This window comes from Streptomyces dryopteridis, from assembly GCF_049606955.1.
GTDB lineage: Bacteria > Actinomycetota > Actinomycetes > Streptomycetales > Streptomycetaceae > Streptomyces.
The window spans coordinates 1,230,163-1,252,852 of record NZ_CP187114.1 but is presented as its reverse complement, the minus strand read 5'-3'; the positions used below and the strand labels follow the sequence as shown (position 1 = coordinate 1,252,852).

The window sequence follows — 22,690 nt, the reverse complement described above, 5'->3', positions numbered from 1 at the left end:
CGGGGCGTGGTGCCCCGGCCGCAGCCCGGATCAGCCGGTGGGCCGGTCGGGTTCGGTGTCCTCGCCGGCCGGGAGGGTGAAGCGTATCGAGGTGCCCTGGGCCCCGTCGGGGGCGGGTACCAGTCGGATCTGCCCACCGTGGTACTCGACGATCTTGCGGCAGAGCGCGAGACCGATGCCGGTGCCCTCGTACTCCTCGCGTCCGTGCAGTCGCTGGAAGATGACGAAGACCTTCTCGGCGAACTCCTCTTCGACGCCGATGCCGTTGTCGGTGACGGCGAAGTCCCAGTGGTCGTCGACCCGCTCGCACGTGATCTCGATGCGGCAGGGCACGTCGGGGCGCCGGAACTTGACGGCGTTGCCGATCAGGTTCTGCCAGAGCATGGCCATCAGGCTCGGGTCGCAGTTCAGGGTGGGGAGTTCGGTGGGGCGGACGAGTTCGGCGCCGGATTCCTGGAGGGCTCCGGAGAGGTTGCGCAGAGCACGGTCGAGAGGGGCGTCGAGGGGGGTGTCGGCGCGGGCCTGGTCGAGCCGGCCGACGCGGGAGAAGGTCAGGAGGTCGTTGATGAGGACCTGCATGCGCTTGGAGCCGTCGACCGCGAAGTCGATGTACTGCTTGCCTCGGGCGTCGAGCTGGTCCCCGTAGCGCTTCTCCAGGAGTTGGCAGAAGGAGGCGACCTTGCGCAGGGGCTCCTGGAGGTCGTGGGAGGCGACGTAGGCGAACTGTTCGAGTTCGGCGTTGGATCGGCGCAGTTCCACGGCCTGTTCGTCGAGTTCGGCGGCCTGGCGGGCGAGCAGGGCCTCGCGGTCGCGGGCGGCGTCGAGTTCGCTGACGACGCGGCGACGCATCTCCTCGACGGCCGTGCCCACCGCCCGCAGGTCGGCCGGGCCCTCGGCGGGTATGCGTTCGGCGAAGGCCCCGCCGCGCACCCGGTCGGCGGCGGCGTGCAGGCGGGCCAGGGGGACGCCCACCAGGCGGCGCACCATCAGCACGACGACGAGGCCGGTCAGGCAGACCGCGGCGACCACCGCGCCGAGTGCCAGGTCGCGCTGGTCCTGGGCCTGGGTCAGCTGCTCGCGGGCCTCGTCGCGGGCCTCGTTGAGGTGCTTCTCCTGTCGGTCGAACAGGGTCCGCAGTCCGTCGAAGGCGCGTTTCGCGGCCTCCAGCCGGTCCGCGTCCACGGCGCTGGGTCCGGTGGTGCGGACGGTGTCGACGAGGGGGCGGGCGTAGCGGGTCCGCCACGCCTCGCCGGCGCGCTCGATGTCGTTGACGTCGGTGACGAGGTCGGGGTGGTCGGCGATGAGTCGCCGGACGGTTTCGGACCGGTCCGCGGCCTGGCGCAGGCCCTCGTCGTAGGGGGTGAGGAACTCGCCCTTGCCGGTGAGGACGTAGCCGCGGACGGAGGTCTCCTGGTCGAGGAGGGCCTTGTGGAGTTGATAGGCGGCGGAGCGGGCGGGCTGGATGTGGTCGACGAGCTGGTCGGTGCGGTCCTGGGCGCGGGCCACGACCCGGGAGCCGACCAGGACGGAGCCCGCGACGACGAGCAGCAGGGCCCCGAGGACCAGGTAGAGCCGTCCTTGGGTGGTGAGGGCGGGCCACCGCCGGGGGCGGGGCGGACGCGGCTCGGGCGGCGCGGTCATCTACGGGTTCTCCCAGCTCATGTGCAGGACGGCGATGTCGTCGGTGAGTCCGCCGAAGGGTGCGGCGCCGGCCGCGACCTCGGAGACGAGGGTGCTGACGAATGCCTCGGGGTTCAGGTGGGCGTGCCGGCGGGCCACGGCGAGCAGCCCTTCCTCGCCGAGTCGGGTGTCGGTGCCGGTGCGGCCCTCGTAGAGGCCGTCGGTGAAGGCGAGGAGGGAGGCGCCGGACGGCAGGGTGAGGATGCTCTCGACGCGTCCGCCCTCGCCCGGCAGGATGCCCAGGGCCAGGCCGCCGGGGGGTTCGTGCCAGACGACCTCGCCGTCGGCGCGCAGGAGGAGGCCGGGGTGCCCGGCCCGGGTGATGCGGACGGTGCGGCGGTCGGGTTCGAAGACGAGGGAGACGAGGGTGGCATAGAGGTGTTCGCGGCCGCGTTCGGCCACCAGCATCTCCTCCAGCAGGCTCATCTGGTCGGGTCCGGAGCGTCCGCTGAGGACGGCGGCGCGCCAGGCGACCCGCAGGCAGACACCGAGGGCGGCTTCGACGGGGCCGTGTCCGGACACGTCGCCGACGACGGCGTGCACGGCGCCGTCGGGGGTCTGGACCACGTCGTGGAAGTCGCCGCCGACGATGCCCTGGGGTCGGCCGGGTTCGTAGCGGGCGACGACCGAGAAGGAGTCGTCGCGCAGGAGCGGGGTGGGCAGCAGGCTGCGTTCGAGGCGGGCGTTCTCGCGGGCCCTGGCGCGTCCGGCGGCGAGGGCCGCGTTGGCGCGTTGGACCTGCTTGCGCTGGAGGGCGTAGCGGACGGCGCGGTCGAGTCTCTCGGCGTCGAGTTGGTCCTTGGAGAGGTAGTCCTCGGCGCCCTCGGCGACGGCGGCGACCCCGGCGCGGTTCTCGGCGAGGCCGGTGAGGACGACGACGGCGGCGTCCGGGGCCAGGTCGAGGATGCGGCGCAGGGCCCCCAGCCCGTTCGCGTCGGGGAGGCCGAGGTCGAGCAGGACGCACAGCGGGTGGTCCGTGGGGACGGCGAGGGCCGCCTCGGCCTCGGCGAGGCTGCGGCACCAGGTGAGGACGGCGTCGAGGCCGCTGTCGGCGAGGACCTCCTCGAAGAGGAGGGCGTCGCCGGCGTCGTCCTCGACGAGCAGCAGGCAGACCCGGGTGATCTCCCCGACCGGGCCGGTCTGCGCGGTGACGACGCGCACGGTGTCGCCGGTCCCGGCGGGCGTGCCGGTACCGGCGTCGGAGGCGGGGCCGACGGTGGGCGGGTCGGAGGTGACCGCGACCACGGGTCCGGATCCGGCCGCGACGGCCTCACCGGCGGGTCGGTGCGGGGTCCCCGCTCGCGACGGTGCGCGGTGCGGCCCGGGCACGCGGGTCGCCCCGCTGCTCCCGGGGCCGGGGTCGGACGCGGGGTCTGGGTCGTCCGGCGCCGTGTTCTCGTTCACGCGTGTGTCCGCCGCGGCATCCACCGAGACCCCTCCCCAAGTCGGCCTGCTCCGCTGAGCGGCAGGCCCGCAACGATACTGCGTTCGAACGCGTCGGCTCACAGTGCGGCGACCCGCGCACCGAGGGGCGCTCCGGGACGTGGCCCGCCCGGCTGCCGGGTGGGCGGCGGCGTCTCGGGCACGTGCTCCTCCTGCGGATCTCGGTGCGTGGCCCTTCGGGCCGTGGTCGGGGGAATGTCCGCACCCGCCTGCCCCTGTCGGTCGGGATCATGCGCGGTGCCGGGGTGAATTTCCCTCGGGTCTCGGGGCCCGGCCCGGCCGTCACTCGTTCGGGGGGCGTGCGGTTTCGGGGCAACCTCGGACGTGCGGAACGCCGAAGAGTGGGCAGGTGACGCGGGCGGGCACTGATCGACGAGTGGTTCGGGCCCGGCTCGCGGCCGACGACCGAGAGCGGCAGGACACGAGACCAGGGGGCGAGCGGACGGGATGGGCACGACACGGGCCGGGGTCCGGGCACGGGTGTGGCGGTACGGGGACCGGGAGGGTGAGACCCGCCCGGACACGGGAACGGTGTGGGTGGTGCGGGTGACGGGCGAGCTGGATCGCGACGGGTTGCCGGCCGTTCGGCGGGCCCTGCGGCGCACCGAGCCGGGGTCGGGAGCGGACCATGACGAGGTGGAAGGGGTTCGGGGAGTGGTGATGGACTTGTCGGGGCTCGTGTTCGCGGACTCGGCCGCCCTTCACGTCCTCGCGGAGGCCCGCCGTGCGGGTGGGACCCTGCGCAGGGTCCTCCCGGCCGGGCCGCTGCGTCTCCAGGTGGCCCGGTTGTTCGAGGTGACCGGGGCCGGAACGGGGCTGTCCGTGGCACCGTCGGTCGCCTCGGCGGTGGTCTCGCTCCTCGGGGTCGGGACGAACGGGCACGTTTCGACTCCCCGATCCGGGTGAGGCGCACTGTGTCGGGTGACTCGGGGACAACGTGGGACACGAGCGCCTCCCCCGCGTCGCAGGGATCTGTCGTCTTCGTAGAAAGGATCACGGCCGTGGCCACGCACCCAGGTCGGAGCGCTCCGGGATCTTCCGGGGCGCCCCTTCCGGAGAACGCCGCGCAGGCGCGGGCCCGGCTGCGGGCGGAGGTCGCGCGCAGGCTCGGCCCGTTCCCCGAGGACGATCCCCCGGCACCGGTGGCCGACGCCCTGCTGGTGGTGTCGGAACTGGTGAGCAACGCGATCCGGCACGGCGGCGGGCTCTCGGTCTTCGACGTGGTGGCCTACGGGTCGATCCTGGCCATCTCGGTCGGTGACCGGTCCCCCGCCCCGCTGCCCGTGCCGAGGGCCGAGTTCAGCCCGGGACGAGTGGGCGGGTACGGGCTGCCCATCGTGGCCACGCTCAGCGAGGAACTGACGGTGACGGAGACCCCCGACGGCGGGGGCAAGATCCTCACGGTGGTCCTGCCCCTCACCTCGGGCTGACCGCACAGAGCACCTCGGGTCCGGTCAGGTCAGGTCGATGAACACGCTCGTGGACTTGACGCGGGCGATGGCCTCCATGCCGACTTCGAGGCCCAGTTCCTCCACGGCCTCCCGGGTCAGGAGGGAGACCACGCGGTGCGGGCCGGCCTGGATCTCCACCTGCGCGTCGATCGTCCCCAACCGCACCCCGGTGACGATGCCGGGGAACGCGTTGCGCGCCGAGGTGTACGGGGCCTCGTCGTCGACGCCCTCCTGGGCGACCCGGACGCAGAACGCCGCGAGGTCGGCCCCGTTCACGAACCTCTTGCCCCCCTCACGATGCACGGGGAAGCGCTCGCCGTCGGCCCAGCGGCGTGCCGTGTCCACGCTGACGCCCAGGAGTCGGGCCGCTTCTCCGATCGTGTACGACTTCATGGCCCCCAGGCTACGCCCGCGCGCCCGGAGCTCCGCGCCCCGCCCGCACGGTCACTGCGGTATGCGTCGGGCCGCCGCCTCCAGGTCCTCCACTGTGCCGGACATGATGGCCGGGATGTTCGCGCCGATGTGTTCGAGCGGCCAGTCCCACCAGGCGACAGCGAGCAGCCGGGCCACGGTGTCCTCGTCGAAGCGCCGCCGGATCGGTCGCGCGGGATTGCCGCCGACGATCGTGTAGTCGGGCACGTCCCGCGTCACCACGGCGCCCGCCGCGATGATCGCGCCGTGCCCGATGCGGACGCCCGGCATGATCGTGGCCCCGTTCCCGAACCAGACGTCGTTGCCGACCACCGTGTCCCCGCGCCGGGGCAGGTCGGTGACCAGGTCGATGTGACGCTCCCAGGAGCCGCCCATCAGGTGGAAGGGGAACGTGGAGGGGCCGTCCATCCGGTGGTTTGCCGAGCCCATGATGAAACGGGTGCCGTCGGCGATCGCGCAGAACCGGCCCAGGACCAGTCGATCGGGACCGTAGTGGTACAGCACGTTGCGGGTCTCGAACTCGGTGGCCCGGTCCGGGGAGTCGTAGTAGGTGAACTCGCCGACCTCGATCAGCGGCGAGGTGAGCAGTGGCTTCAGCAGCACCGTGCGCTCCATGCCGCGAAACGGGTGCAGGGTGGTGGGGTCGGGCAGGTCGGACACGGTTCCTCCTGTGCTCCATGAGTCGATGAAGCCATGATCGATGTCACGGAGAGTAACGACAATCCCTCGAACGGGTGATCGCACGGGCCTGAGCGTCGACCCTCCGCGACGAGGGGGCAACGCCCTTCCGGCACTCGCCCGCCCGAACACACTCGCACCCGACGCCGGTTCGGCGCCACGGAATAGGGGCGCGGGTACGGCAGTTGGCAGGGGAGTCCTGATCGTTTCACGGAGCCGGGACGGCCGGCAGCGACCGCCCCGACCCTCCGCGCGAATCCGACCGGAGCACCACCATGACGCGTTCCTTCCTGTTCCTGCTCGGCAGTTCCCGTCCCGACGGCAATTCCCTGGCCTTGGCCCGCGCGGCCGCCGCCCACCTGCCGGACGACGTGTCCCAGCGCTGGATCGACCTCGCCGAGCTGCCACTGCCCGACTTCCAGGACGACCGGCACGAGAGCGGGGACTGGCGGGCCTCCGCCAACGAGACCCTGCTGCACGAGGCCACGACGGCGGCCACCGACATCGTGATCGTCTCGCCCCTTTACTGGTACTCGTTGTCCGCCTCCGTCAAGCGCTACCTCGACTACTGGTCGGGCTGGCTCACCGCCCCCGACTCCACCTTCAAGAAGCAGTTGGCGGGCCGGACCCTGTGGGGCGTGACCGTGATGTCCGCCGACTCGGAGGAGGTCGCGGACCCGCTGGTCGGCAGCCTCAACAACTCCGCCGCCTACATGGGCATGCGGTTCGGGGGCGTCCTGTTCGGCAACGGCTCGCGGCCCGGCCAGGTGCTCGACGACACCCGGGCCCTGGCCCGCGCCGAGGACTTCTTCGCCAAGGACGCCCCCTTGGCCCGCTTCCCCCTGCGGGAACCGGAAGCGGCCGGGCACGAGCCGCGACCGGTCCCGGCGGGCGCGGGACGCTAGCGCCCCGGCCTGCGGGCGCGCAGGTACAGGTGCTCCTCGGGCACGGCGTCCGGTCCGTGCGGCCGGAAGACCGCCGTGTCCAGGCCCACCACCTCCAGACCGGCCGCCTCCAAGGCCGTCACGTGCTGCTCGGCCGACAGACTGCTGACCGTGACGGGATGCCCCATCCAATCGATCTCCAGGCCCCGGATGTCCCCGGGCACCGTGGCCAGGGCCAGCAGCCCGCCGGGGACGAGCCAGCCGGCCATCCGGGTCAACACGTCCCGGATCTCCGGCTGGTCCATGACGAGCAACGGGAAGAAGGAGCACACCGCGTCGTAGCCCCCTTCCGGGGCGCGGTGCTCACGGACGTCGACCTGCTCGAAGTGGGCCGCGGGCACCCGGGCGCGCGCCAATCGGACCATCTCGGGCGACACGTCGATGCCCGTCACCTCCAGCCCGGCCCGGTCCAGCAGGTGCGCGGCGGGCCTGCCGGTACCGCTGCCCACGTCCAGGACCCGGGCGCCCCGGGGCAGTTCGGCGATGATCCAGTCCAGCGCGGCGAGTTGGCCGGGCACGTCGGCGAACGCCTCCTCGTACCGGGCGCCGACCGCGTCGAAGACCTCGGCCGCCGTTCGGGTCCTGGGTCCCTCCCCGTGACCACGTCCGTCCGTCAACGGACCACCTCCGTGTCGTAGAAGCAGAAGTGGCCCGCGATGGGGGCAACTTCGGGCTTCGGGTCAGCGTAGGACCAGACGAGGTCGGGCGCACCGGGGCGGGACCAATAGGAGGCGTCCCCCTTGAAGGGACAGTGGGTCGCGGTGTCGGAAGGGGTGAGCAGATCCGTGCGGACGTCCTCGGCGGGGAGGTAGTGGCGGACCGGACATCCGGTCTCGCGCAGGATCAGGGGCCGACGGCTCTCCGCGAGGAGGACGCCGTCGCGCACGACCCGGACGTGTTCGGTGCCGGGCTCGATGGTGATGCGGTGCCCGCCGGACGCGTTCGTCGGGCGGGGCTCGGGGTGCGGTGTCGAGGTCATGTCCCGTTCAGCGTCCCGGGGCCGTGCCCTGTTCCCGTCCGGCCCCGCGAACAGACGGCCGGGCCGCGGACGCGCCGCTCCCCACCCGTCGTGCGTGGGTGGGGAGCGGCGCGTTCACCCGTTCGGCCGGGGCCGGTGGGTCAGTCCGTGGCGTGCCGGTGGTGACCCCGCCGGGGGTTGGGGACGACGTCGAGTGCCCGACGCCTGCGGGCGCGTTCGGCCGTGTCGACCCCGCGATCGTGTACGGCGGGGGCGCAGAGCAGGGCGAGGACGAGCGCTACCACAGCGCCGAGGACGACCACGATTCCCACTGACATGTGTTCCGCCCTTTCCATCGATTGCCGACAGTCTTTCCCTACATCGTGTTACCGATCCGCGAGGTTTCAAACACCTTGAGTGACATTCGATGGGGTTTCTGCTCCGGTTCGAGCGGGTTGCAAGAATTTCGCGAGGTTCGTGCTCGGATGGGGAACACGGGGGCGGGGGCCGTGCGTTGACGGGGTCCCGGGGTGGTTCGCGGGCGGCGCGGTCGGGTCCGGGGCCGCGGCCGTGCATGGCGGAGGTCCCGGTGGGGCAACGGGTTCTTGCCGGGACCCGATCGGGTTCGGGAGCGGGACGAAGAGCAGGACGAAGAGCGAGGGAGACAGGCTGTGGATGCGAGCACGCAGGATCGGGCCCTGGATCCGACGGTGGTGCGGTGCGTGGCGGCGCGCGCCGGTCGGGACCCCGAGAGCATCGTGGGGGACACCGAGTTGGGTGAGGACTTGGGCTTGGACGACGCCGCGGTGATCACGGTCCTCGCGGAGTTGAAGGCCGCGGGGTACGAGGTGCGTGACGGGGTGGACCTGGGTCGGCTGACCACGGTGCGGACCCTGGACGCGGGGGTGCGGCGGGCGGGCACCGCCGCCTGAGCCGGGACCCGGGGCCGATCCGGCTCCGGGGTCCGGGTCGTCTTTCTCAGGCCGCCTGTCGGTGCTGCGGGAGGACGGAGTCCGGTACGGCCCGGAGTTCGGGCCGGCCTCCGGAATCCGCCATGTCCGGGGGCGTCGCGACCGAGACCAGCGGACGGGCTTCGGCGGGTGTGGGCGCGCCGAAGATCCATTCCTCGTACCGGCCGAGCGCGAGCAGTGCGCAGAGCAGGAGCGGTGGCAGCAGCAACACGACGAGGATCACGGGGCGTCCTTCGGCGGGGGGCACGGGATGGACTGCGGTTCCTGGGGCGCGCCTGCCCCCGATGAGAACGGGGAATCGGGCGTATCCGTTCGGGGTGTGCGCCCGGTCGGGCGCGGGTTCACTCCGTGCGCTCCCCGTGCTCCGGTCCCGAATCGGTTTGGGAGCGGCGGGGCGGGTGAGACGGACAGCAGTACCGTCAGCGAGGAGAGGTCACTCTCATGGCAACGATGGCTCTGTTGATCGCCCCGATGGCCTTGGCCCTGGTGTTGGTGTCCATGGCGCGACGTCCCGAGCAGCGGCGTGGTCGTCATCGCTCGGGGGCCGGTGTCGGGTCCTGAGCGCCACCCCGCCGCCGGTCCGGTCGTGACACACGACCGGACCGGCGGCGGAATCCCTCCTGGGTTCTCACGGGGATCACGGGCAGGAGGCGATGGTGCTGCGGGCCCGCGCGGGGTTGGCGTGGCGGACGACGCAGTTGTCGACGTCGAGACCACCGTCCACGACGCCCCATCCCGGGCCGGCGAGGAGGACGGTCTTGCCGATGCCGCGGATCGTGTCCTTGCCCGGCCCGCCCTGGATCGTGCCGCCGGTCTCGACGCCGAGGCCCTTGGCCTCGATGACGTCGTTCTCGCTGCCGCCCAGGACGCGGCCGCCGAAGTCGATGACACCGGCCGTGATCACGTCGGCCCCGTCGTTGCCGAAGACCTGGCCGCCGCCACGTTCGTACTCGCCGGGCGAGCCGTGCACGCTGCCGACCGTGATCTTGTCGTTGCCCATGTCCCCGTAGACCGTCGCGCCGTGTTCGGTGGTGCCCCGGACCGTGGCAACGATGATCGTGTCGTCGCCCGCGTTGCCGCGGACGGTGCTGTAGCCGGCGCGCGGGAAGAGGTGGCTGGTCTGGATGGTGTCCTTGCCGTCGCCGCCCAGGACCTGGGAGTCGATGACGAGGCCCTTGACACGGATGTAGTCGTCCCCGCCGCCGCCGTAGATCGTGACGTTCTCCACGTCGTTCTCGCACTCGATGCGGTCGTTCTTCGGGGTGCCGTTCACCGCGGCCCCGGGGGGTGCGAGCCTCCCGTTCACCACGCATTGATGGCTGGGCATCCCCGAGCCGGCGGCGACCGCCGAGGCCGGCGGGGGCAGCAACAGGGCCCCCAGGGCGGAGCCCGTCAGCAGGATGCCGAGCAGGGCGGGCCGAGGGCCGCGACGGCCGTGCGGAAGGGGGCGGGCGGCGAACGCGGGCGGAACGGTCGACACGAACAAGGGCACTCCCCGGGCTGGGTGCGCACGCGCCCCGACCCGGACGTGTGGGTGGGCGGGGCGCGTGCGCGGGGGCGGACAGGTGGAGAAAGGGTGCGGGAGCTGACTGCCCGGGGGACGCGGGGTTCCCCACCTGTCCTCGCGCGTGATCACCTTGACGGCGCAGTGGAAGCGTCCTTCCGGCCCCGCGCACAACGCCGTTGCCCCGAGCCGGCACTGAAGGTTCGTCAGGGGTCGCGGGCGGTGGAGTGCGGCCCGAGCGGGGGCGCCGTCCGTCGCACGTGTGACCATGTCCCCCTGCCATTCGTGTCATCGGGGGGAACCATTGCGCGTCGAACGAGTCCATCGCACCGCCCTCGCGCTCGCCGCCGCCGCGGTCCTGTTGGCGTCGGGCTGCGGCTCCACCGGGAAGCCGGTCCCGGCGGCCGGGTCCACGGCCGCGGTGACGCCCTCGGGGAGCCCGGCGGCGCCTCCCGCGCCCGACCGGCCCCGCCCCGAGGACGGTCCGCGCCCGCAGGACCAGAACCTGCTGGCGTGGACCGGGGACCCGGCCGACGCGGGGCACGTCACGGCGCAGTCCTCGGCCGGGGTGGGCGGGCGGGTCACGCTCGTGCGGATCGTGCTGCGGGAGCCGACCGTCTGGTCGAACATCTGGATGGGGCTGGCGGGCGTCGACCCCTCGGCCTCGCTCGCGGACTGCCGGCTCGGGGTCTACGACGCCTCCGGGACCCTGCGGGCGAGCACCGCCGACATCTCCCCCGCGCTGATGACGGACGCGATCGCCAAGCCCTTCGCGCTCACCGAGCGGTTCACCGCGCCCGCCGGCACGTACTTCGTCGCCCTGTTGTTGAACGGGTCCTGGAAGACCAACGTGTTCACCCTCAAGGCCACGGGCGCCGGCATCTCGGTCAACGCGGGTCTGACCCCGCCGAACCTGCGGTACAGCACCGTGCTGACGGGGCAGCGGACCCTGCCCGCCCGGATCGACCTGAATGAGCAGTCGACGGAGACGATCAACACCGGGTGGGCCAGCCAGTGGTACGCGGTCTCCTGACCCCGCTGCCCGGCGGCCGCCCGAACGGCGGGACACCGCCTAGGCTGCCCTTGTGAACGGCACACCGGGCGAGGCCCTGACGAACCCCGCGGACCGGCCCGGGGAGGCGGGGGACGGCGGGGCGCGGGCGATGGCCGTGCGGTTGCGGCGGCTCAACGGGGAGATCAACCGCCTCGTGCACGCCTTCGCGGCCGACGGCGGGCTGGGCCCCACCGACGTGACCGCGCTGGCGCTCGTGCTCGACGCGCCCGAACCGCTGACGCCGGGCATCCTCGGTCGGCACCTGGGGTTGAGCTCGGGGGCGGTGACCGCGTGCCTGGACCGGTTGGAGCGGGGCGGTCACGTCGTGCGGGCGCGGGACGAGACGGATCGGCGGGTGGTGCGCGTGCACTACGCGGAGTCCTCCCGGCCGGCCACCCGCGCGTTCTTCGCGCCACTCGCCGACGCGGCGGAGCGGGCACGGGAGCGGTTCTCGGAGGAAGAACTGCTCGTCGTGGCGCGATTCCTGGACGCGTTGAACGAGGAGATGGCCTCGCGGCCCGACTCCGCGGGCGGTTGAGGCCGGTCTCCGCCGGCCCGGGCTCGGGATCACGTGCGCGGTGGGGTGCATCCGGTGCGCGGGGAGCGGGCGAAGGGGGTGTGTGGTCGTGGTGTCCCTGCCCCGATTCATCTTGATGCATCGAGATAATGAATGTGTCGAGACAACTCGTCGAATCGTCGAGGACTCGCGCCCACACCGTCCGTACACCCGCCTGCCAGCACGGGAGCCGAACTCCGATGTCCCCGCCGCTCTCCTCTCCGCCGCCCCGCACCCGCTCCGCCCGCCCGTGGACCCTCCTCGCGTTCGTCCTGATCGCCCTGTGGATGGGGGTGGGCGGGCTGCTCGGCCCCTACGCGGGCCGGCTCGGCGAGGTCTCCGTCAACGACCAGGCCGCCTTCCTCCCCCGCGACGCGGAGTCCACGCGCGTCCTGCGGCAGGAGGCCGCCTTCGGGCAGAGCGAGACCCTGCCCGTCATCCTGGTCTGGACGGCCCGCGGGTCCGGTGAACGGCTCGCGCCGTCCGTCCGCGCCGAAGCCGACCGGGTCCTCGGGGCCCTCGCCCCCACCACGGCGCAGCGGCTCGCCGGACGCCCCTCCCCCGCCCTGCCCTCGGAGGACGGCCGGGCCCTGCGCGCCGTCGTCCCGCTCCGACCCGATCTCGGCCCCGCCCTCCGGCCGACCCTCGACGCGCTGCGCGAGAGCGCCGGCGCCGTGCCCGGCACCGTCCTCGTGCTCGCCGGACCGGCCGCCGCGCAGGCCGACCTGAGCACGGCGTTCACCGGGATCGACGGCCTGCTGCTCGGCGTGGCCCTCGCGGCCGTGCTGGTGATCCTGCTGCTCGTGTACCGCAGCGTCCTGCTGCCGTTCCTGATCATCCTGGGTTCCGTGTTCGCGTTGGCCCTGGCCTGCGCGATCGTCTACGCCCTCGCCGCGCGCGGGGTGGTGCGGGTGGACGGGCAGGTGCAGGGGATCCTGTCCATCCTCGTGATCGGCGCCGCGACCGACTACGCCCTGCTGCTCACCACCCGGTTCCGCGAGGAACTCGGGGTGCGCGCCGATCGGGTCGAGGCGCTGCGGATCGCCGTGCGTCGCTCGGCCGGCCCCGTCCTGGCCGGCGCCGCGACGGTGGCGCTCGGGCTGGTCGCGCTGCTGCTCAGTGGTCTGACGAACAATCGCGCCCTGGGGCCGGTGGGGGCGATCGGCATCGCGTGCGCCGCGCTCAGCGCCCTGACCTTCCTGCCGGCGGTGCTGCTGCCGCTCGGCCGCGTCGCCTACTGGCCGGCCCGGGTCGGTCCGCGCCGGCCGCTCGACGCGGAGGGCAGCACGGACGCGGACCGGGTTCCCGGCGCCGACGCCCATCCCGTGTGGCGGCGGATCGCCGACCTCGTGGACCGGGCCCCGCGCCGGGTCTGGGTGAGCACCCTCGTGGTGTTGACGGCCTGCGCGGCCTTCGCGCCCGGGCTGTCCGCGAAGGGGGTGCCCTTCGACGAGATCTTCGTGAACGACGCCCCCTCGGTGACCGCGCAGCGCGTGCTGGGCGAGCACTTCCCGGCCGGCTCCGGCAGCCCCGCCGTGGTGATCGCGCACGCCGCCGACCCCGCCGAGGTCGCGCGGTTGGTGACGGTGGTCGAGGGGGTGTCCGGTGTGGACTCGGTGACGGTGACCGGGGACGGGCCCGGGGGACGCGGCGGGGCCCCGCGCATCGCGGACGGCCGGGTGCGCTTGGACGTGACCCTCGCGCACGCCGCCGACGGGGACGCGGCCAAGGCCGACGTGCTCCGGTTGCGGGCCGCGCTGGCGGCGGAACCCGGGGCCCAAGCGCTGGTGGGCGGGCCCACGGCGCGACAGCTCGACACGCAGCGCACGGCGGAGGCGGACCGGGACCTGATCGTGCCGGTGGTGCTCGGCATCATCCTCGTGATCCTGGTGGGGCTGCTGAGGTCGGTGTTGCTGCCGGTGTTGTTGGTGGCCACCGTGGCCCTGAACTTCTTCGCGACCCTCGGGGTCTCCGCCCTCGTCTTCACCCACGTCTTCGGCTTCAGCGGAACGGACGCCTCTGTTCCGCTCTACGGCTTCGTGTTCCTGGTGGCGCTGGGGGTGGACTACAACATCTTCCTGATGTCACGGGTCCGGGAGGAGACCCTGCGGCACGGCACCCGGGAGGGCCTGCGCCGCGGGCTCACCGCGACCGGAGGGGTGATCACCTCGGCGGGGGTGGTGCTCGCGGCGACGTTCGCGGCATTGGCGGTGATCCCGCTGGCCTTCCTGGTGCAGATCGCGTTCATCGTCGCCCTCGGGGTGCTGCTCGACACCCTGGTGGTCCGGTCCCTGCTCGTGCCGGCGCTCGTGCGGGACCTGGACGAACGGGTGTGGTGGCCGGGGCGGCCGGGCCCGTCGTAGGCGGGACGGGTCACGGGGCCAGGGTGCGGCGGGCGCATTCGTCGATCATGGCCGCGGGCCCGCCGCCGGCGCGCAGCGCGGCCCGTTGCACCCGGGCCCCGGTGCCGTCCACGAGCAGACGGGCGAGCCCGGTCCGTACGCGGTCCTCGTCGCCGTGGTCCGCGAGGGCCTCGGCGACGTGCTCGCACAGGGCCGCCACCACCGTGGCGGCCGGGGCCTCGCGGTGGTCGCGCGGGTCGAGCAGGGGGCCGTCGAGACCCGAACGGCCCGCCCGCCAGGCGGCCATCCGCAGCAGGCCGGTGGGCACGGGCGGCACCGGGAGCCCCGCCCGCCACTCGCGTGCGGCGGTCTCCACCAGGGCCCTGGCCAGGGCGGCGAGCAGCACGGGGGTGTCGGGGTCCAGGCACACGTCGGCGACCCGCAGTTCGACGGTGGGGTAGGAGGCCGACAGGCGGGCGTCGAACCAGATCATGCCCTTGTCGCGGATCACCCCCGTCGCGAGCATGTCCCGGACCAGCGCGTGGTAGCCGGCGGCCGTGCCGAAGGGCTCGGTGGGCCCGGCGGTCGGCAGGCGGTTCCAGACCCGGCTGCGGTAACTGGCGTAGCCGGTGTCGACGCCCTGCCAGAAGGGCGAGTTGGCGCTGAGCGCCGTGAGCACGGGCAGCCAGGGTCGGATCCGGTCGAGGACGGCGACGCCCTCGTCGTCGTCCTCGACCGCCACGTGCACGTGGCAGCCGCACGTGAGCTGTTCCTGCGCGGTCAGGCCGAACTGCTCGGCCATCCACCGGTAGCGCTCGCCCGCGTGCAGGGAGGCGTCGACGGGGAGGGGGGAGGTGGCCAGGGCGACGAGGCGGGCGTTCGACTCGGCGGCGTGCCGGGCGGTCTCGGCCCGGCGGGCCACGATCTCCTCCCGGAGCAGGGCCAGATCGGCGACGGGCGGGGTCGAGTACTCGACCTGCTCGTCGTGGAGCTCGTGCGCGTAGTCGCCGTCCGGGGCGTCCCCGTCCGCGGGGTGGGCCCGGCGCAGGCCCCGGACCACGGGGGCGGCCACCGCGAGGGGGCTGCCGTCGCCCTCGTCCACGAGCAGCAGTTCCTCTTCGACACCCACGGTGCGCATGCGCATGTCTCCCGCCAACCCCTTGGTCGCTCGGTCCGGCCCGTCCGTGCCCGGGCGCTCCCGACGAGCGGGGCACGGCCGGGCACGGCGCGTATGCCCGAAACGGAGGAGGTCAATCCGACGGGATCGGGGCGGGGCTCACCACGCGCCGGGGGCGGGTCCGACGAGGGCGCGGGAGGGGGTGCCGTCGGGACCGACCGGGATCTCGCCGGCGATCATGACGCGGTGCATGACCCGGGGGTGGTCGAGGTGGGCGGTGTCGCCGGGGGCGAGGTGGATGGTGGCCCGGTTGTCCCAGAAGGCGACGCTGCCCGGTTCCCAGCGGAAGCGGACGGTGTACTCGGGGCGGGTGGCCTGCGCGATCAGGAGTTCCAGCAGGTGGGAGCTCTCGATCCGGGTCAGGCCGAGGATCCGTTCCACGTAGTAGCCGTTGACGTTCAGCAGGGGTTCGCCGGTCTCGGGGTGGACGCGCACCAGGGGGTGCTCGGTGGCGATCTGGTGGTCGAGGAGCTTGCGGAGGTAGGCGTCGCCGTCGACGCGCGGCTGGTAGCCGACCCCGAGCCGGTGTTCGGCGCGCAGACCGGCCACGAAGGCGCGCAGGGGCTCGGAGAGCCCGGCGTGGGCGGCGGCGAGGTTGGACCAGGTGGTGTCGCCGCCGTACGGGGGGACGGTCTCGGCGCGCAGGATGGTGGCGGCGGGTGGGTCGACGCGGGCGCCGTGGTCGCAGTGCCAGCCGCGGGCGAGGGTGTGGCGGCGGCGTTCGAGCCATTCGTCGTGGCCCATGCCGTGCCGGCCGGCGAGTTCGAGGCGGTCGGCGGTGGTCTCGACCTCGGGGTGCGCGGGCGGGGACGCGCTGCCGCGCCGGCCGAGGGTGACGGGGGTGCCGAAGCGGCGGGCCAGGGCGATGTGGGCGGCGTGGTCGAGGTGCTGGTCGCGGAAGAAGAGCACCTTCCAGCGGTGCAGGGCGGCGCGGAGGGTGGTGACCTCGGCGTCGGTGAGGTCGGCCGCGAGGTCGACGCCGTGCACGTCGGCGCCGATGTGTCCGGCCGCGGGCAGGATCCGCGGGCCGGTGCCGCCGTCCTCCCACGGCTCGCCGGAGGGGGTGCGGGTGGGGCGGGGGTGCGTGGTCATGCGGTCTCCGGGGTCGGGGGCGACGGGTGAGGGTCCGGGCCGCTCCTACCCCGCGGGTTCGGGGCCGGAACCGGGTGTGGGCGGGCGGAGCGGAGAGTGTCCGGAACCCGTGCCGTCGGCGGGGGTTCGCAGGCCGTTTGCGACCGCTTTGCGGAGTTCTTACTCGAACAAGGGAAACGTTTCACTCATTCCGGCACTCTCTCCGGACGTCCCCTCGGGGGCGCCCGCGTCCCGGTCGCGCCCCCGGTCCCCCGTCCCCACTCAGGTCCGGAGCCCTCATGTATCCGACGCCCGATCGACAGCCCCCTCCCCCGTACGGTCCGGGCCGACGACACGGACGCCGCAGGTCTCGGCGCCGCCTGGTCCCCATGCTCGTGGTGGGGGCGGTGCTCGCGGCGGGCGGCGCCGCGTACCCGGTCATGGACCATTTCGGGGTGTTCTCCGACGACGGCGACCCGGTCGCCTTCTCCGGCGGGTCCGCCAAGGACGCCGGCGACGCCAAGGCGCGGGCCGCGCATCCCGACGGCAAGGGGCTGATGCCGACCGGGCCCAGCGCCGAGTTCAAGGTGGCGGCCACCGTGCCGCAGAACGGCAGCAAGATCTCGGTGACCACCCTGCACGGGGCGAAGTCCGGCTTCACGGGCAAGGTCTGGGTCTGGACACCTCCGCAGTACGACGAGAAGGCCAATGAACGCAAGGGGTTCCCGGTGATGGTGGCCCTGCCGGGCGGTCCCGGATTCCAGGACAACTACTGGGGGAGTTGGCCGACGTTCCACAATCTGGAGGCGAAGATCGACGAGTGGTCGAAGGCCGGCAAGAGCCTGCCCTTCATCCTCGTCATGCCGGTCCTCAACCCGCAGAAGGACACGGGCGGCCTGTACTGGGACGGCTCCGACATTCCCGGTCAGCCGAAGATGGGCACGTGGCTCACCCAGGACGTGCCGGATTTCGCGCGCGCCAACTTCCGGACCATCAACGGTCGGGACGGTTGGGCCTTCATGGGCTCCTCCAGCGGCGGGTTCGCGGGCCTCAAGGCCGTCCTGAAGGACCCCTCTCGGTTCAAGGCCGTCCTGGCGGGCGGTCCCGACGTGGCACCGGACTCCCCGCTGTGGAAGGGCCACGATCAGGAGAAGGCCGCCAACGATCCCGGGCGGCTCGCGGAGAAACTGATCGCCGCGAACGGTCCCGAGGTCGATCTCGCGCTCCAAGTCGGCACCAAGGAACCGAAGTCCACGATGGACGCGGTCAAGGGATTCGCCGAGAAGTACGGGCGCGGCCCCGTGAAGGTCAAATTCGCCGTCGATCAGGGCGGGGCCCACAACGCGAAGGACTATGTGGACAACATGGATCGGACGGGTTTGATCCAATGGTTGAGCGAACACCTCCAAGGCCCCACTCCGGTGGCTTGAACCGGATCCGTGGAATTGCGTTCCGCGGGACGGAATCGCACGGAACGGGCGCGGGATGAAAGACCCTGAAACGCCCCCCTTCCGCCCGTGCCGATGAAGGGGTCGGGCGTGTTCCACTTTCCGTGGGAGTTCCGGGCCGCGGGCATCCGAAAAACATGTTCCGTGATGCCGTCACGGGCCGAAAGCCCCTGGTCATTCCGGTAATGGGCCCGCCATGATGGTCGACATGAGCAGTAGCGACCATTCCATCTCCAAGCCGATCATCTACAACGCGGGTGCCCTTTCCGCAGTGATCGGCATGCTCTGTTTGTTCAACGCGAAGCAGATCTACCCGGCCCAGTTCCACACCGACGGAAACATGCTGTACGAGGAGTACAGCAAATGGAGCACCCCGCACGTGGTGCTCGGCATCGTCCTGATCGTGACGCCCGTGATCGCGGGCGCGGCGGCGTACGCGATGTTCCGGTCCCGTCGGAAGGTCTCCTCGACGGGCGAGTGACCGACGACGACATCGGACCCCGGGATCAGGCGTCGACGCCGGTCCCGGGGTTCGTCGTGCGTCGGGCCAGCATGCCCCGGAGGTAGGCGGCCTGACCGAGGTGTTGGAGGTCGTCCGCGATGACGCTGACCAGTCGCACTCCGAGGGTGACGGGCGGGTCCCATGCCTCGTCGACGATCCGGTCGAGATCGGCGTCGGTGAGCCGCTCGACGAAGGAGACGGTGCGGGTGTGCACCGCCTCGACGTATCCGGCGAGGTCGGCGACGGCCGCGATCCGGAACCGGCCCACCTGTTCGGCCGTGTGCCCGTAACCGTGTTCGCGGGGCTGGTAGGGCAGGGCAAGGCGTTCGGCCCAGCCCTCGGACAACCAGACCTGTTCCCGGCCGGCGGGTTCGGCGACGTGATCGTCCTGGACCCGCGCCAAGTGCCACACGAGCCAACCGATGGAGTTCGCGCCGGGATCCACGCGGGCGTGCAGGTCGTCGAGGGTCAGTCCGTCGAGCACCTCGGCCACGCCCTCGCGCACCCGGCCGAACGCGTCGACCAGAACCTCCGCCGATTTCATGGGGCCGTCCTCTCCGCGGGTCGTCCGGGACCCGATCCCGTCCGTGTGTGCACCGTCGCGCGGATTCCCGCGCCTCCCGCACTCAAGCGCACCGCGGGTGTGGGCGCCGACCCGCCACACCGGTGGGCCCCGAACCGGGGGGCGCGCGATCAGCCGGTCTCGTCCAGGTGTTCGGCGTAGTACGCGAGGGCTCGGCGGTAGTCCCGGATGGCGGGGTCGGAGCTGGTCTCCGCGAGCAGGGCGAGCAGCATGGCGGTGGCCTCGCCGGGGCGCCCGGTGTGGTGCAGGGCCATGGCGAGGAAGGTCTTCAGGGCGTTGTCCTCGGGAAACTCCGCCACCGCGTCGGTGAGCAGGCGGGTGGCGTCGAGGTGCCGGCCCAGGACGCGGTAGGTACTGCCGAGGCCGAGGAGGCATCCGCGCCTGTCCTCCGCCGACAGTCCCTCGGCGCCGGCGGCGAGGGCCCGTTCGTAGTACGGGACCGCTTCGGTCTCCAGCCCGAGCGCGTCGTGCACCCAGGCCGTGCGGGCCGCGACCCTCGCGTCCCGGGGATGGTCGCGGCAGAGCGCCACCAGCAGGACGCGGGCCTCCTCGTGCCGGCCCTCCGCGCGCAGGGCACCGGCCCGGGTGAGGGATTCGCTCGCGGACGACGCAGGGGGCTCTTCGGGGGATTCGGACACGGCCCCAGTCTCGCGGACGGCGCCAGGCCCGCGACAGGAGGGGCCGCCGGATCGTTGCCGGGCACGGGGAACGGGATGGTCGGGCCGCCACCGCCTGACGGGTCCTGTCCTCGGTCGTGATCGGCACGGTGGTCACGATCCGGCGCGGGCCGCCAGGGCCGCGAGGAGAGGGCGGGGTGAGTTCGCCTCCGCGTAGACGACCGCGGCGAGGACCGTGCCGCGGGAGCGTCCGAGGTCGAGGGACTGCGGCGGGTCGAGGACGAGTCGCAGGTTGACCTCCTCCCCCACCGAACAGGCCACGGCATCGGGCTCGTCCGGCACCGGCCGCAGCCCTCGCCCGGGCACCGAGCGCACGACGAAGGAAGCCGAACCGATCACGTGCCGCGGCAGGTCGAGGCCACCGAGGAAGCCGGTGCGCAGGGCCAACAGGTCGGCGGTCAGGACGTGCGGGGCACGGATCAGGGACGCGGCCAGGCCGAACCCGGTCAGCACGAGGATCACCTCGGCGATCAGGTGGGAAGGGCGCAACTCCGGTGGGAGCATCAGGGAGAACGGGTAGGCGGCGAGGATCTCCGTTGCGGCGCAGGCGAGGACGAGATCGCGGGTGCCCGTCGAGTGCGCGAAGGCCGTGCCCGTGTCCGATGCGCCTAATTGTCGGTCCCGCCGCCCGAGGGCTCGGAGCGGGGCGAACAGGGCTCGCCACCACAGTCCGGGGAGTCGGCGCCGTCTCGGGGCAGGGTGCACGGCGGTCGTCGCTCCGCTGATCGCGCCGCCGGCCCCATCGTGTGTCGTCATCCGCGAGCCCTCCCCCGGGTGTCGGCGTCGGCCCTCGGGCGGCCGGCGCTCGCTGCTTCCACCCTGCGGCCCGGCTTCGCGGACGGTGCATGACGTTTGTCATCGGATCGCTCCGAGCGCGGACCAGGTCACGGGCAGGGAGCGGACTGGTGCCGCCGCGAGGGGGCACCTGGTCGGCGAGGCCGGCCAGGCCCAGGTACGGGAATCGCGGGAACAGTGCCGGAAAGGCCACCCGCATCTCCGCCCCGGCCAGTCGGGCGCCCGGGCACAGGTGGGCCCGGGCTTGGTACCCGAAGGCCAGGCGTCCGCCCGTCCCGCCGTCGGTGCGCGTGTGATCGGTCATGGTGTTCTCCCCCGAGGACGTTGTTCCGTCGGTGCGTGCGGACGCGCGCACCGGTTTCGCCCGCCGACCCGACTTGCACAGCGTTCAAGTGACGGACTTGAACACCGTAAAAGAGCAAGCCGTGGTGACGCAAGGGCACGCTTCGACTTTGTTCAAGTCGTGCTGCCGGTGGGCCGGGGTCTCCCCCGCGCGGGGGAGTTCGAGGGCGCCCGCGCCGGCCGTTCGGACGATGCGGGTCCACCTCGGGGAGGGTGTGACCCGGGCCACCGCGGCCCTACGCTGGAGCAGTCGTTCGGGGGGACGGAACGTCGAGGAGCCCGCGTGTCCACCCCTGCCCACCGCATCGACATCGTCCTGCCCGCCCGGCCCGAATCCGTGGCTCCCGCCCGCCACGCCGTCGGCCTCCTGCCCGCGCTCACCACCCACCCCGACGGCGCCGACCTCCTCGGAGACCTGCGCCTCCTGATCTCCGAGGCCGCGGCCAACGCCGTCTCCCACGGCCGGGGCGACCGCCTCCGGGTCGTCCTCGTCGCCGACCCGAGCACCGGACGCGTCACGGGAGCCGTCCGCGACGGATCGGCCCGCCTCGCCGACGGCACCCGCACCACCGCGTGCCAGACCGAGCACGAGTCCGGCCGCGGGCTGGGCATCATCGCCGCACTCAGCCAGTCCTGGGGCTTCGCCACCGACGGCTTCGGCAAATGGCTCTGGTTCTGCCTCGCCGCCCACCCGGCACCCGCACCGCCCGCCCTCCCCGCGCGGGCCGCCGCGTGAGACGGTGGTCCCGGACCCGCCGCCGGCGGGTGGACCACCGGAGGGGAAGGACGCGCCCATGACGGACCGAACACGCGAGGAATGGCCCGAGTTGGTGGGCGGGGACGGCTCGGCCGCCGCCGACCGCATCCGTCGGGACCGGCCCGAGCTGCACCCCGAACTCGTCCCCGACGGTGCGTTCGTCACCATGGAGTACCGCGAGCACCGCGTCCGCGTCTTCGTCGACGCCGACGGCCGGGTCGCCCGCACCCCACGCGTGGGCTGACCCCCCAACGCCCGACGCGCGCCCCCCGGGTGGCCCCGTGCGCCCCCGCGAACCCGCGGCCGACACCCGCCCACGCTCCCCGCCCTCCTCTAGATTCGGCGTGATCACCGGACCCGGCCCCGACCCGACCGGCCGCCTCGGAACGGTGTCGCAGTCGCCGTCCGCCCGAGGGGAGCCCCGTGAAACCCGCCGCGTTCGCCTACGCCGCCCCCACCACCCTCGCCGAGGCCCTGCGCGTACTGGCCTCCCCCCGGCCCGCGCCCGCCCTGCCCCTGGCCGGCGGCTACAGCCTGCTGCCCCGACTCGCCCGGCGCACGGTCCGCCCCGCCCTGCTCGTGGACCTCGGCCGGCTGCCCGGACTGGACGGGGTCGAGATCACCGACGACACCGTGCGGATCGGCGCCCTGGCCCGGCTGCACCGCCTGGAGCGGGACCCGGCCCTGCGCGCGGCCCTCCCCGTCCTGCCCGCGACCATCGGTCTCGTCGCCCACCGCCAGATCCGGCTGCGCACCACCCTCGGCGGCTCCCTCTGCCACGCCGACCCGGCCGCCGAACTGCCCACCCTCGCCCTCGGTCTCGACGCCCGTCTCCTGCTGGACTCGACCACCGGCGGACCCCGCACGGTACCGGCCGACTCCTTCTTCCTCGGCCCCCACCACACCGCCCGCCGCCCCGACGAACTGCTCCTCGCCGTCGAGTTCCCCACCGGCGCGCCCCACCGACGCGCCGTCTTCGAGGAGATCCCCCGCTCCCCGGCCCCGGGGCTGCCACTGGTCTGCGTCCTCGTCTCCGGCCTGCTCGTCGACGCCCACGACACGCCTCACCCGACCGGGGTCCGAATCGCCGCCGGCGGAGTCGCCGATCGCCCGATCAGACTGCCCGCCGCCGAAGCCGCCCTCGCCGACCACCCCCTCGACACCACCCTCGACTCGGTCCTCGACGCCGCCACCCGGGACACCGCACCCGTACCCGACCACCACGGCGCCCCCGACTACCGGATCGCGATGCTGCGCACGGCCCTCGCCCGGGCCGTGTCCCGCCTGCACCGCCCCGTCCCCCCGGAGCAGTCCCCGTGAACACC

26 protein-coding genes are annotated in these 22,690 nt (G+C 73.3%); 12 read left to right on the top strand and 14 right to left on the bottom strand.

Annotation, left to right across the window (positions count from 1 at the left end):
• Window positions 1–30: 30 nt before the first annotated feature.
• Together ACN20G_RS32115 and ACN20G_RS32110 are read right to left on the bottom strand one after the other, a co-directional pair.
• Window positions 31–1,641, bottom strand: a complete 1,611-nt coding sequence (locus ACN20G_RS32115) for a sensor histidine kinase (RefSeq protein ID WP_424216763.1) — start codon at window positions 1,639–1,641, stop codon at window positions 31–33.
• Window positions 1,642–2,841, bottom strand: a complete 1,200-nt coding sequence (locus ACN20G_RS32110) for a PP2C family protein-serine/threonine phosphatase (RefSeq protein ID WP_424217415.1) — start codon at window positions 2,839–2,841, stop codon at window positions 1,642–1,644.
• 729 nt (window positions 2,842–3,570) lie between these two features.
• Here ACN20G_RS32110 and ACN20G_RS32105 point away from each other — a divergent pair.
• Both ACN20G_RS32105 and ACN20G_RS32100 read left to right on the top strand, forming a co-directional pair.
• Window positions 3,571–4,029, top strand: coding sequence for an STAS domain-containing protein (locus tag ACN20G_RS32105; protein WP_424216762.1), 459 nt, complete (start codon window positions 3,571–3,573; stop codon window positions 4,027–4,029).
• 95 nt (window positions 4,030–4,124) lie between these two features.
• Window positions 4,125–4,553, top strand: coding sequence for an ATP-binding protein (locus ACN20G_RS32100; RefSeq protein ID WP_424216761.1), 429 nt, complete (start codon window positions 4,125–4,127; stop codon window positions 4,551–4,553).
• Window positions 4,554–4,577: 24 nt separating this feature from the next.
• On the opposite strand, the gene ACN20G_RS32095 is transcribed toward ACN20G_RS32100, so the two are convergent.
• Window positions 4,578–4,967, bottom strand: coding sequence for a TOBE domain-containing protein (locus tag ACN20G_RS32095; protein WP_424216760.1), 390 nt, complete (start codon window positions 4,965–4,967; stop codon window positions 4,578–4,580).
• Window positions 4,968–5,018: 51 nt separating this feature from the next.
• Window positions 5,019–5,621, bottom strand: a complete 603-nt coding sequence (locus ACN20G_RS32090) for a CatB-related O-acetyltransferase (protein ID WP_424217414.1) — start codon at window positions 5,619–5,621, stop codon at window positions 5,019–5,021.
• 338 nt (window positions 5,622–5,959) lie between these two features.
• Here ACN20G_RS32090 and ACN20G_RS32085 point away from each other — a divergent pair, with 338 nt between their 5' ends.
• Complete coding sequence (locus ACN20G_RS32085) at window positions 5,960–6,589, top strand: flavodoxin family protein (RefSeq protein ID WP_424216759.1); 630 nt, start codon at window positions 5,960–5,962, stop codon at window positions 6,587–6,589.
• Here the strand turns inward: ACN20G_RS32085 and ACN20G_RS32080 are convergent.
• The 3 genes from ACN20G_RS32080 to ACN20G_RS32070 all read right to left on the bottom strand — a co-directional run bounded on the left by ACN20G_RS32080 (window position 6,586) and on the right by ACN20G_RS32070 (window position 7,924).
• Window positions 6,586–7,245: a class I SAM-dependent methyltransferase gene (locus ACN20G_RS32080; protein WP_424216758.1), complete on the bottom strand. Its 660-nt coding sequence runs from the start codon at window positions 7,243–7,245 to the stop codon at window positions 6,586–6,588. The two genes, ACN20G_RS32085 and ACN20G_RS32080, sit on opposite strands and share 4 nt — an antisense overlap.
• Entirely contained in the window at window positions 7,242–7,607 is a 366-nt protein-coding gene (locus ACN20G_RS32075) for a DUF427 domain-containing protein (RefSeq protein ID WP_424216757.1), read from the bottom strand. Before ACN20G_RS32075 ends, ACN20G_RS32080 begins: the two co-directional genes overlap by 4 nt.
• Before the next feature lie 140 nt (window positions 7,608–7,747).
• The gene (locus tag ACN20G_RS32070; RefSeq protein ID WP_424216756.1) at window positions 7,748–7,924 is read right to left on the bottom strand and encodes a hypothetical protein; all 177 of its coding nucleotides are present in this window, start codon (window positions 7,922–7,924) and stop codon (window positions 7,748–7,750) included.
• Window positions 7,925–8,257: 333 nt separating this feature from the next.
• Here ACN20G_RS32070 and ACN20G_RS32065 point away from each other — a divergent pair, with 333 nt between their 5' ends.
• Window positions 8,258–8,518 carry a phosphopantetheine-binding protein gene (locus ACN20G_RS32065; protein WP_424216755.1) on the top strand — a complete coding sequence of 87 codons (261 nt, stop codon included), beginning with the start codon at window positions 8,258–8,260 and terminating at the stop codon, window positions 8,516–8,518.
• Between the two features lie 46 nt (window positions 8,519–8,564).
• Here ACN20G_RS32065 and ACN20G_RS32060 read toward each other — a convergent pair whose 3' ends face one another.
• Together ACN20G_RS32060 and ACN20G_RS32055 are read right to left on the bottom strand one after the other, a co-directional pair.
• The gene (locus tag ACN20G_RS32060) at window positions 8,565–8,780 is read right to left on the bottom strand and encodes a hypothetical protein (protein ID WP_424216754.1); all 216 of its coding nucleotides are present in this window, start codon (window positions 8,778–8,780) and stop codon (window positions 8,565–8,567) included.
• Window positions 8,781–9,194: 414 nt separating this feature from the next.
• The gene (locus ACN20G_RS32055) at window positions 9,195–10,037 is read right to left on the bottom strand and encodes a hypothetical protein (RefSeq protein WP_424216753.1); all 843 of its coding nucleotides are present in this window, start codon (window positions 10,035–10,037) and stop codon (window positions 9,195–9,197) included.
• Window positions 10,038–10,365: 328 nt separating this feature from the next.
• On the opposite strand from ACN20G_RS32055, the gene ACN20G_RS32050 reads away from it, so the two are divergent.
• The 3 genes from ACN20G_RS32050 to ACN20G_RS32040 all read left to right on the top strand — a co-directional run bounded on the left by ACN20G_RS32050 (window position 10,366) and on the right by ACN20G_RS32040 (window position 14,034).
• Complete coding sequence (locus ACN20G_RS32050; protein WP_424216752.1) at window positions 10,366–11,094, top strand: hypothetical protein; 729 nt, start codon at window positions 10,366–10,368, stop codon at window positions 11,092–11,094.
• 76 nt (window positions 11,095–11,170) lie between these two features.
• Window positions 11,171–11,653, top strand: coding sequence for a MarR family winged helix-turn-helix transcriptional regulator (locus ACN20G_RS32045; protein ID WP_424217413.1), 483 nt, complete (start codon window positions 11,171–11,173; stop codon window positions 11,651–11,653).
• A gap of 218 nt (window positions 11,654–11,871) precedes the next feature.
• Window positions 11,872–14,034 carry an MMPL family transporter gene (locus tag ACN20G_RS32040; RefSeq protein ID WP_424216751.1) on the top strand — a complete coding sequence of 721 codons (2,163 nt, stop codon included), beginning with the start codon at window positions 11,872–11,874 and terminating at the stop codon, window positions 14,032–14,034.
• A 10-nt stretch (window positions 14,035–14,044) separates the two neighbouring features.
• Here the strand turns inward: ACN20G_RS32040 and ACN20G_RS32035 are convergent, their stop codons facing one another.
• A complete protein-coding gene (locus ACN20G_RS32035) occupies window positions 14,045–15,151 on the bottom strand; it encodes a glutamate--cysteine ligase (protein WP_424216750.1) in 1,107 nt (368 codons plus the stop codon).
• A 138-nt stretch (window positions 15,152–15,289) separates the two neighbouring features.
• Window positions 15,290–16,282: a TauD/TfdA dioxygenase family protein gene (locus ACN20G_RS32030; RefSeq protein WP_424216749.1), complete on the bottom strand. Its 993-nt coding sequence runs from the start codon at window positions 16,280–16,282 to the stop codon at window positions 15,290–15,292.
• Window positions 16,283–16,650: 368 nt separating this feature from the next.
• Here ACN20G_RS32030 and ACN20G_RS32025 point away from each other — a divergent pair, with 368 nt between their 5' ends.
• Entirely contained in the window at window positions 16,651–17,691 is a 1,041-nt protein-coding gene (locus ACN20G_RS32025; RefSeq protein ID WP_424216748.1) for an alpha/beta hydrolase, read from the top strand.
• A gap of 226 nt (window positions 17,692–17,917) precedes the next feature.
• On the top strand, window positions 17,918–18,190 hold the full coding sequence (locus tag ACN20G_RS32020; RefSeq protein ID WP_424216747.1) for a hypothetical protein: 273 nt from the start codon (window positions 17,918–17,920) through the stop codon (window positions 18,188–18,190).
• Window positions 18,191–18,215: 25 nt separating this feature from the next.
• Here ACN20G_RS32020 and ACN20G_RS32015 read toward each other — a convergent pair whose 3' ends face one another.
• From ACN20G_RS32015 to ACN20G_RS32005, 3 genes are all read right to left on the bottom strand, one after another.
• The gene (locus tag ACN20G_RS32015) at window positions 18,216–18,755 is read right to left on the bottom strand and encodes a mycothiol transferase (protein ID WP_424216746.1); all 540 of its coding nucleotides are present in this window, start codon (window positions 18,753–18,755) and stop codon (window positions 18,216–18,218) included.
• Between the two features lie 149 nt (window positions 18,756–18,904).
• Entirely contained in the window at window positions 18,905–19,432 is a 528-nt protein-coding gene (locus tag ACN20G_RS32010) for a tetratricopeptide repeat protein (RefSeq protein ID WP_424216745.1), read from the bottom strand.
• Between the two features lie 132 nt (window positions 19,433–19,564).
• Complete coding sequence (locus ACN20G_RS32005) at window positions 19,565–19,960, bottom strand: hypothetical protein (RefSeq protein ID WP_424216744.1); 396 nt, start codon at window positions 19,958–19,960, stop codon at window positions 19,565–19,567.
• Window positions 19,961–20,891: 931 nt separating this feature from the next.
• On the opposite strand from ACN20G_RS32005, the gene ACN20G_RS32000 reads away from it, so the two are divergent.
• From ACN20G_RS32000 to ACN20G_RS31990, 3 genes are all read left to right on the top strand, one after another.
• A complete protein-coding gene (locus ACN20G_RS32000; protein ID WP_424216743.1) occupies window positions 20,892–21,344 on the top strand; it encodes an ATP-binding protein in 453 nt (150 codons plus the stop codon).
• Between the two features lie 58 nt (window positions 21,345–21,402).
• A complete protein-coding gene (locus ACN20G_RS31995) occupies window positions 21,403–21,609 on the top strand; it encodes a serine protease inhibitor (protein ID WP_424216742.1) in 207 nt (68 codons plus the stop codon).
• A gap of 179 nt (window positions 21,610–21,788) precedes the next feature.
• Entirely contained in the window at window positions 21,789–22,685 is an 897-nt protein-coding gene (locus tag ACN20G_RS31990; protein ID WP_424216741.1) for an FAD binding domain-containing protein, read from the top strand.
• Window positions 22,686–22,690: the final 5 nt, after the last annotated feature.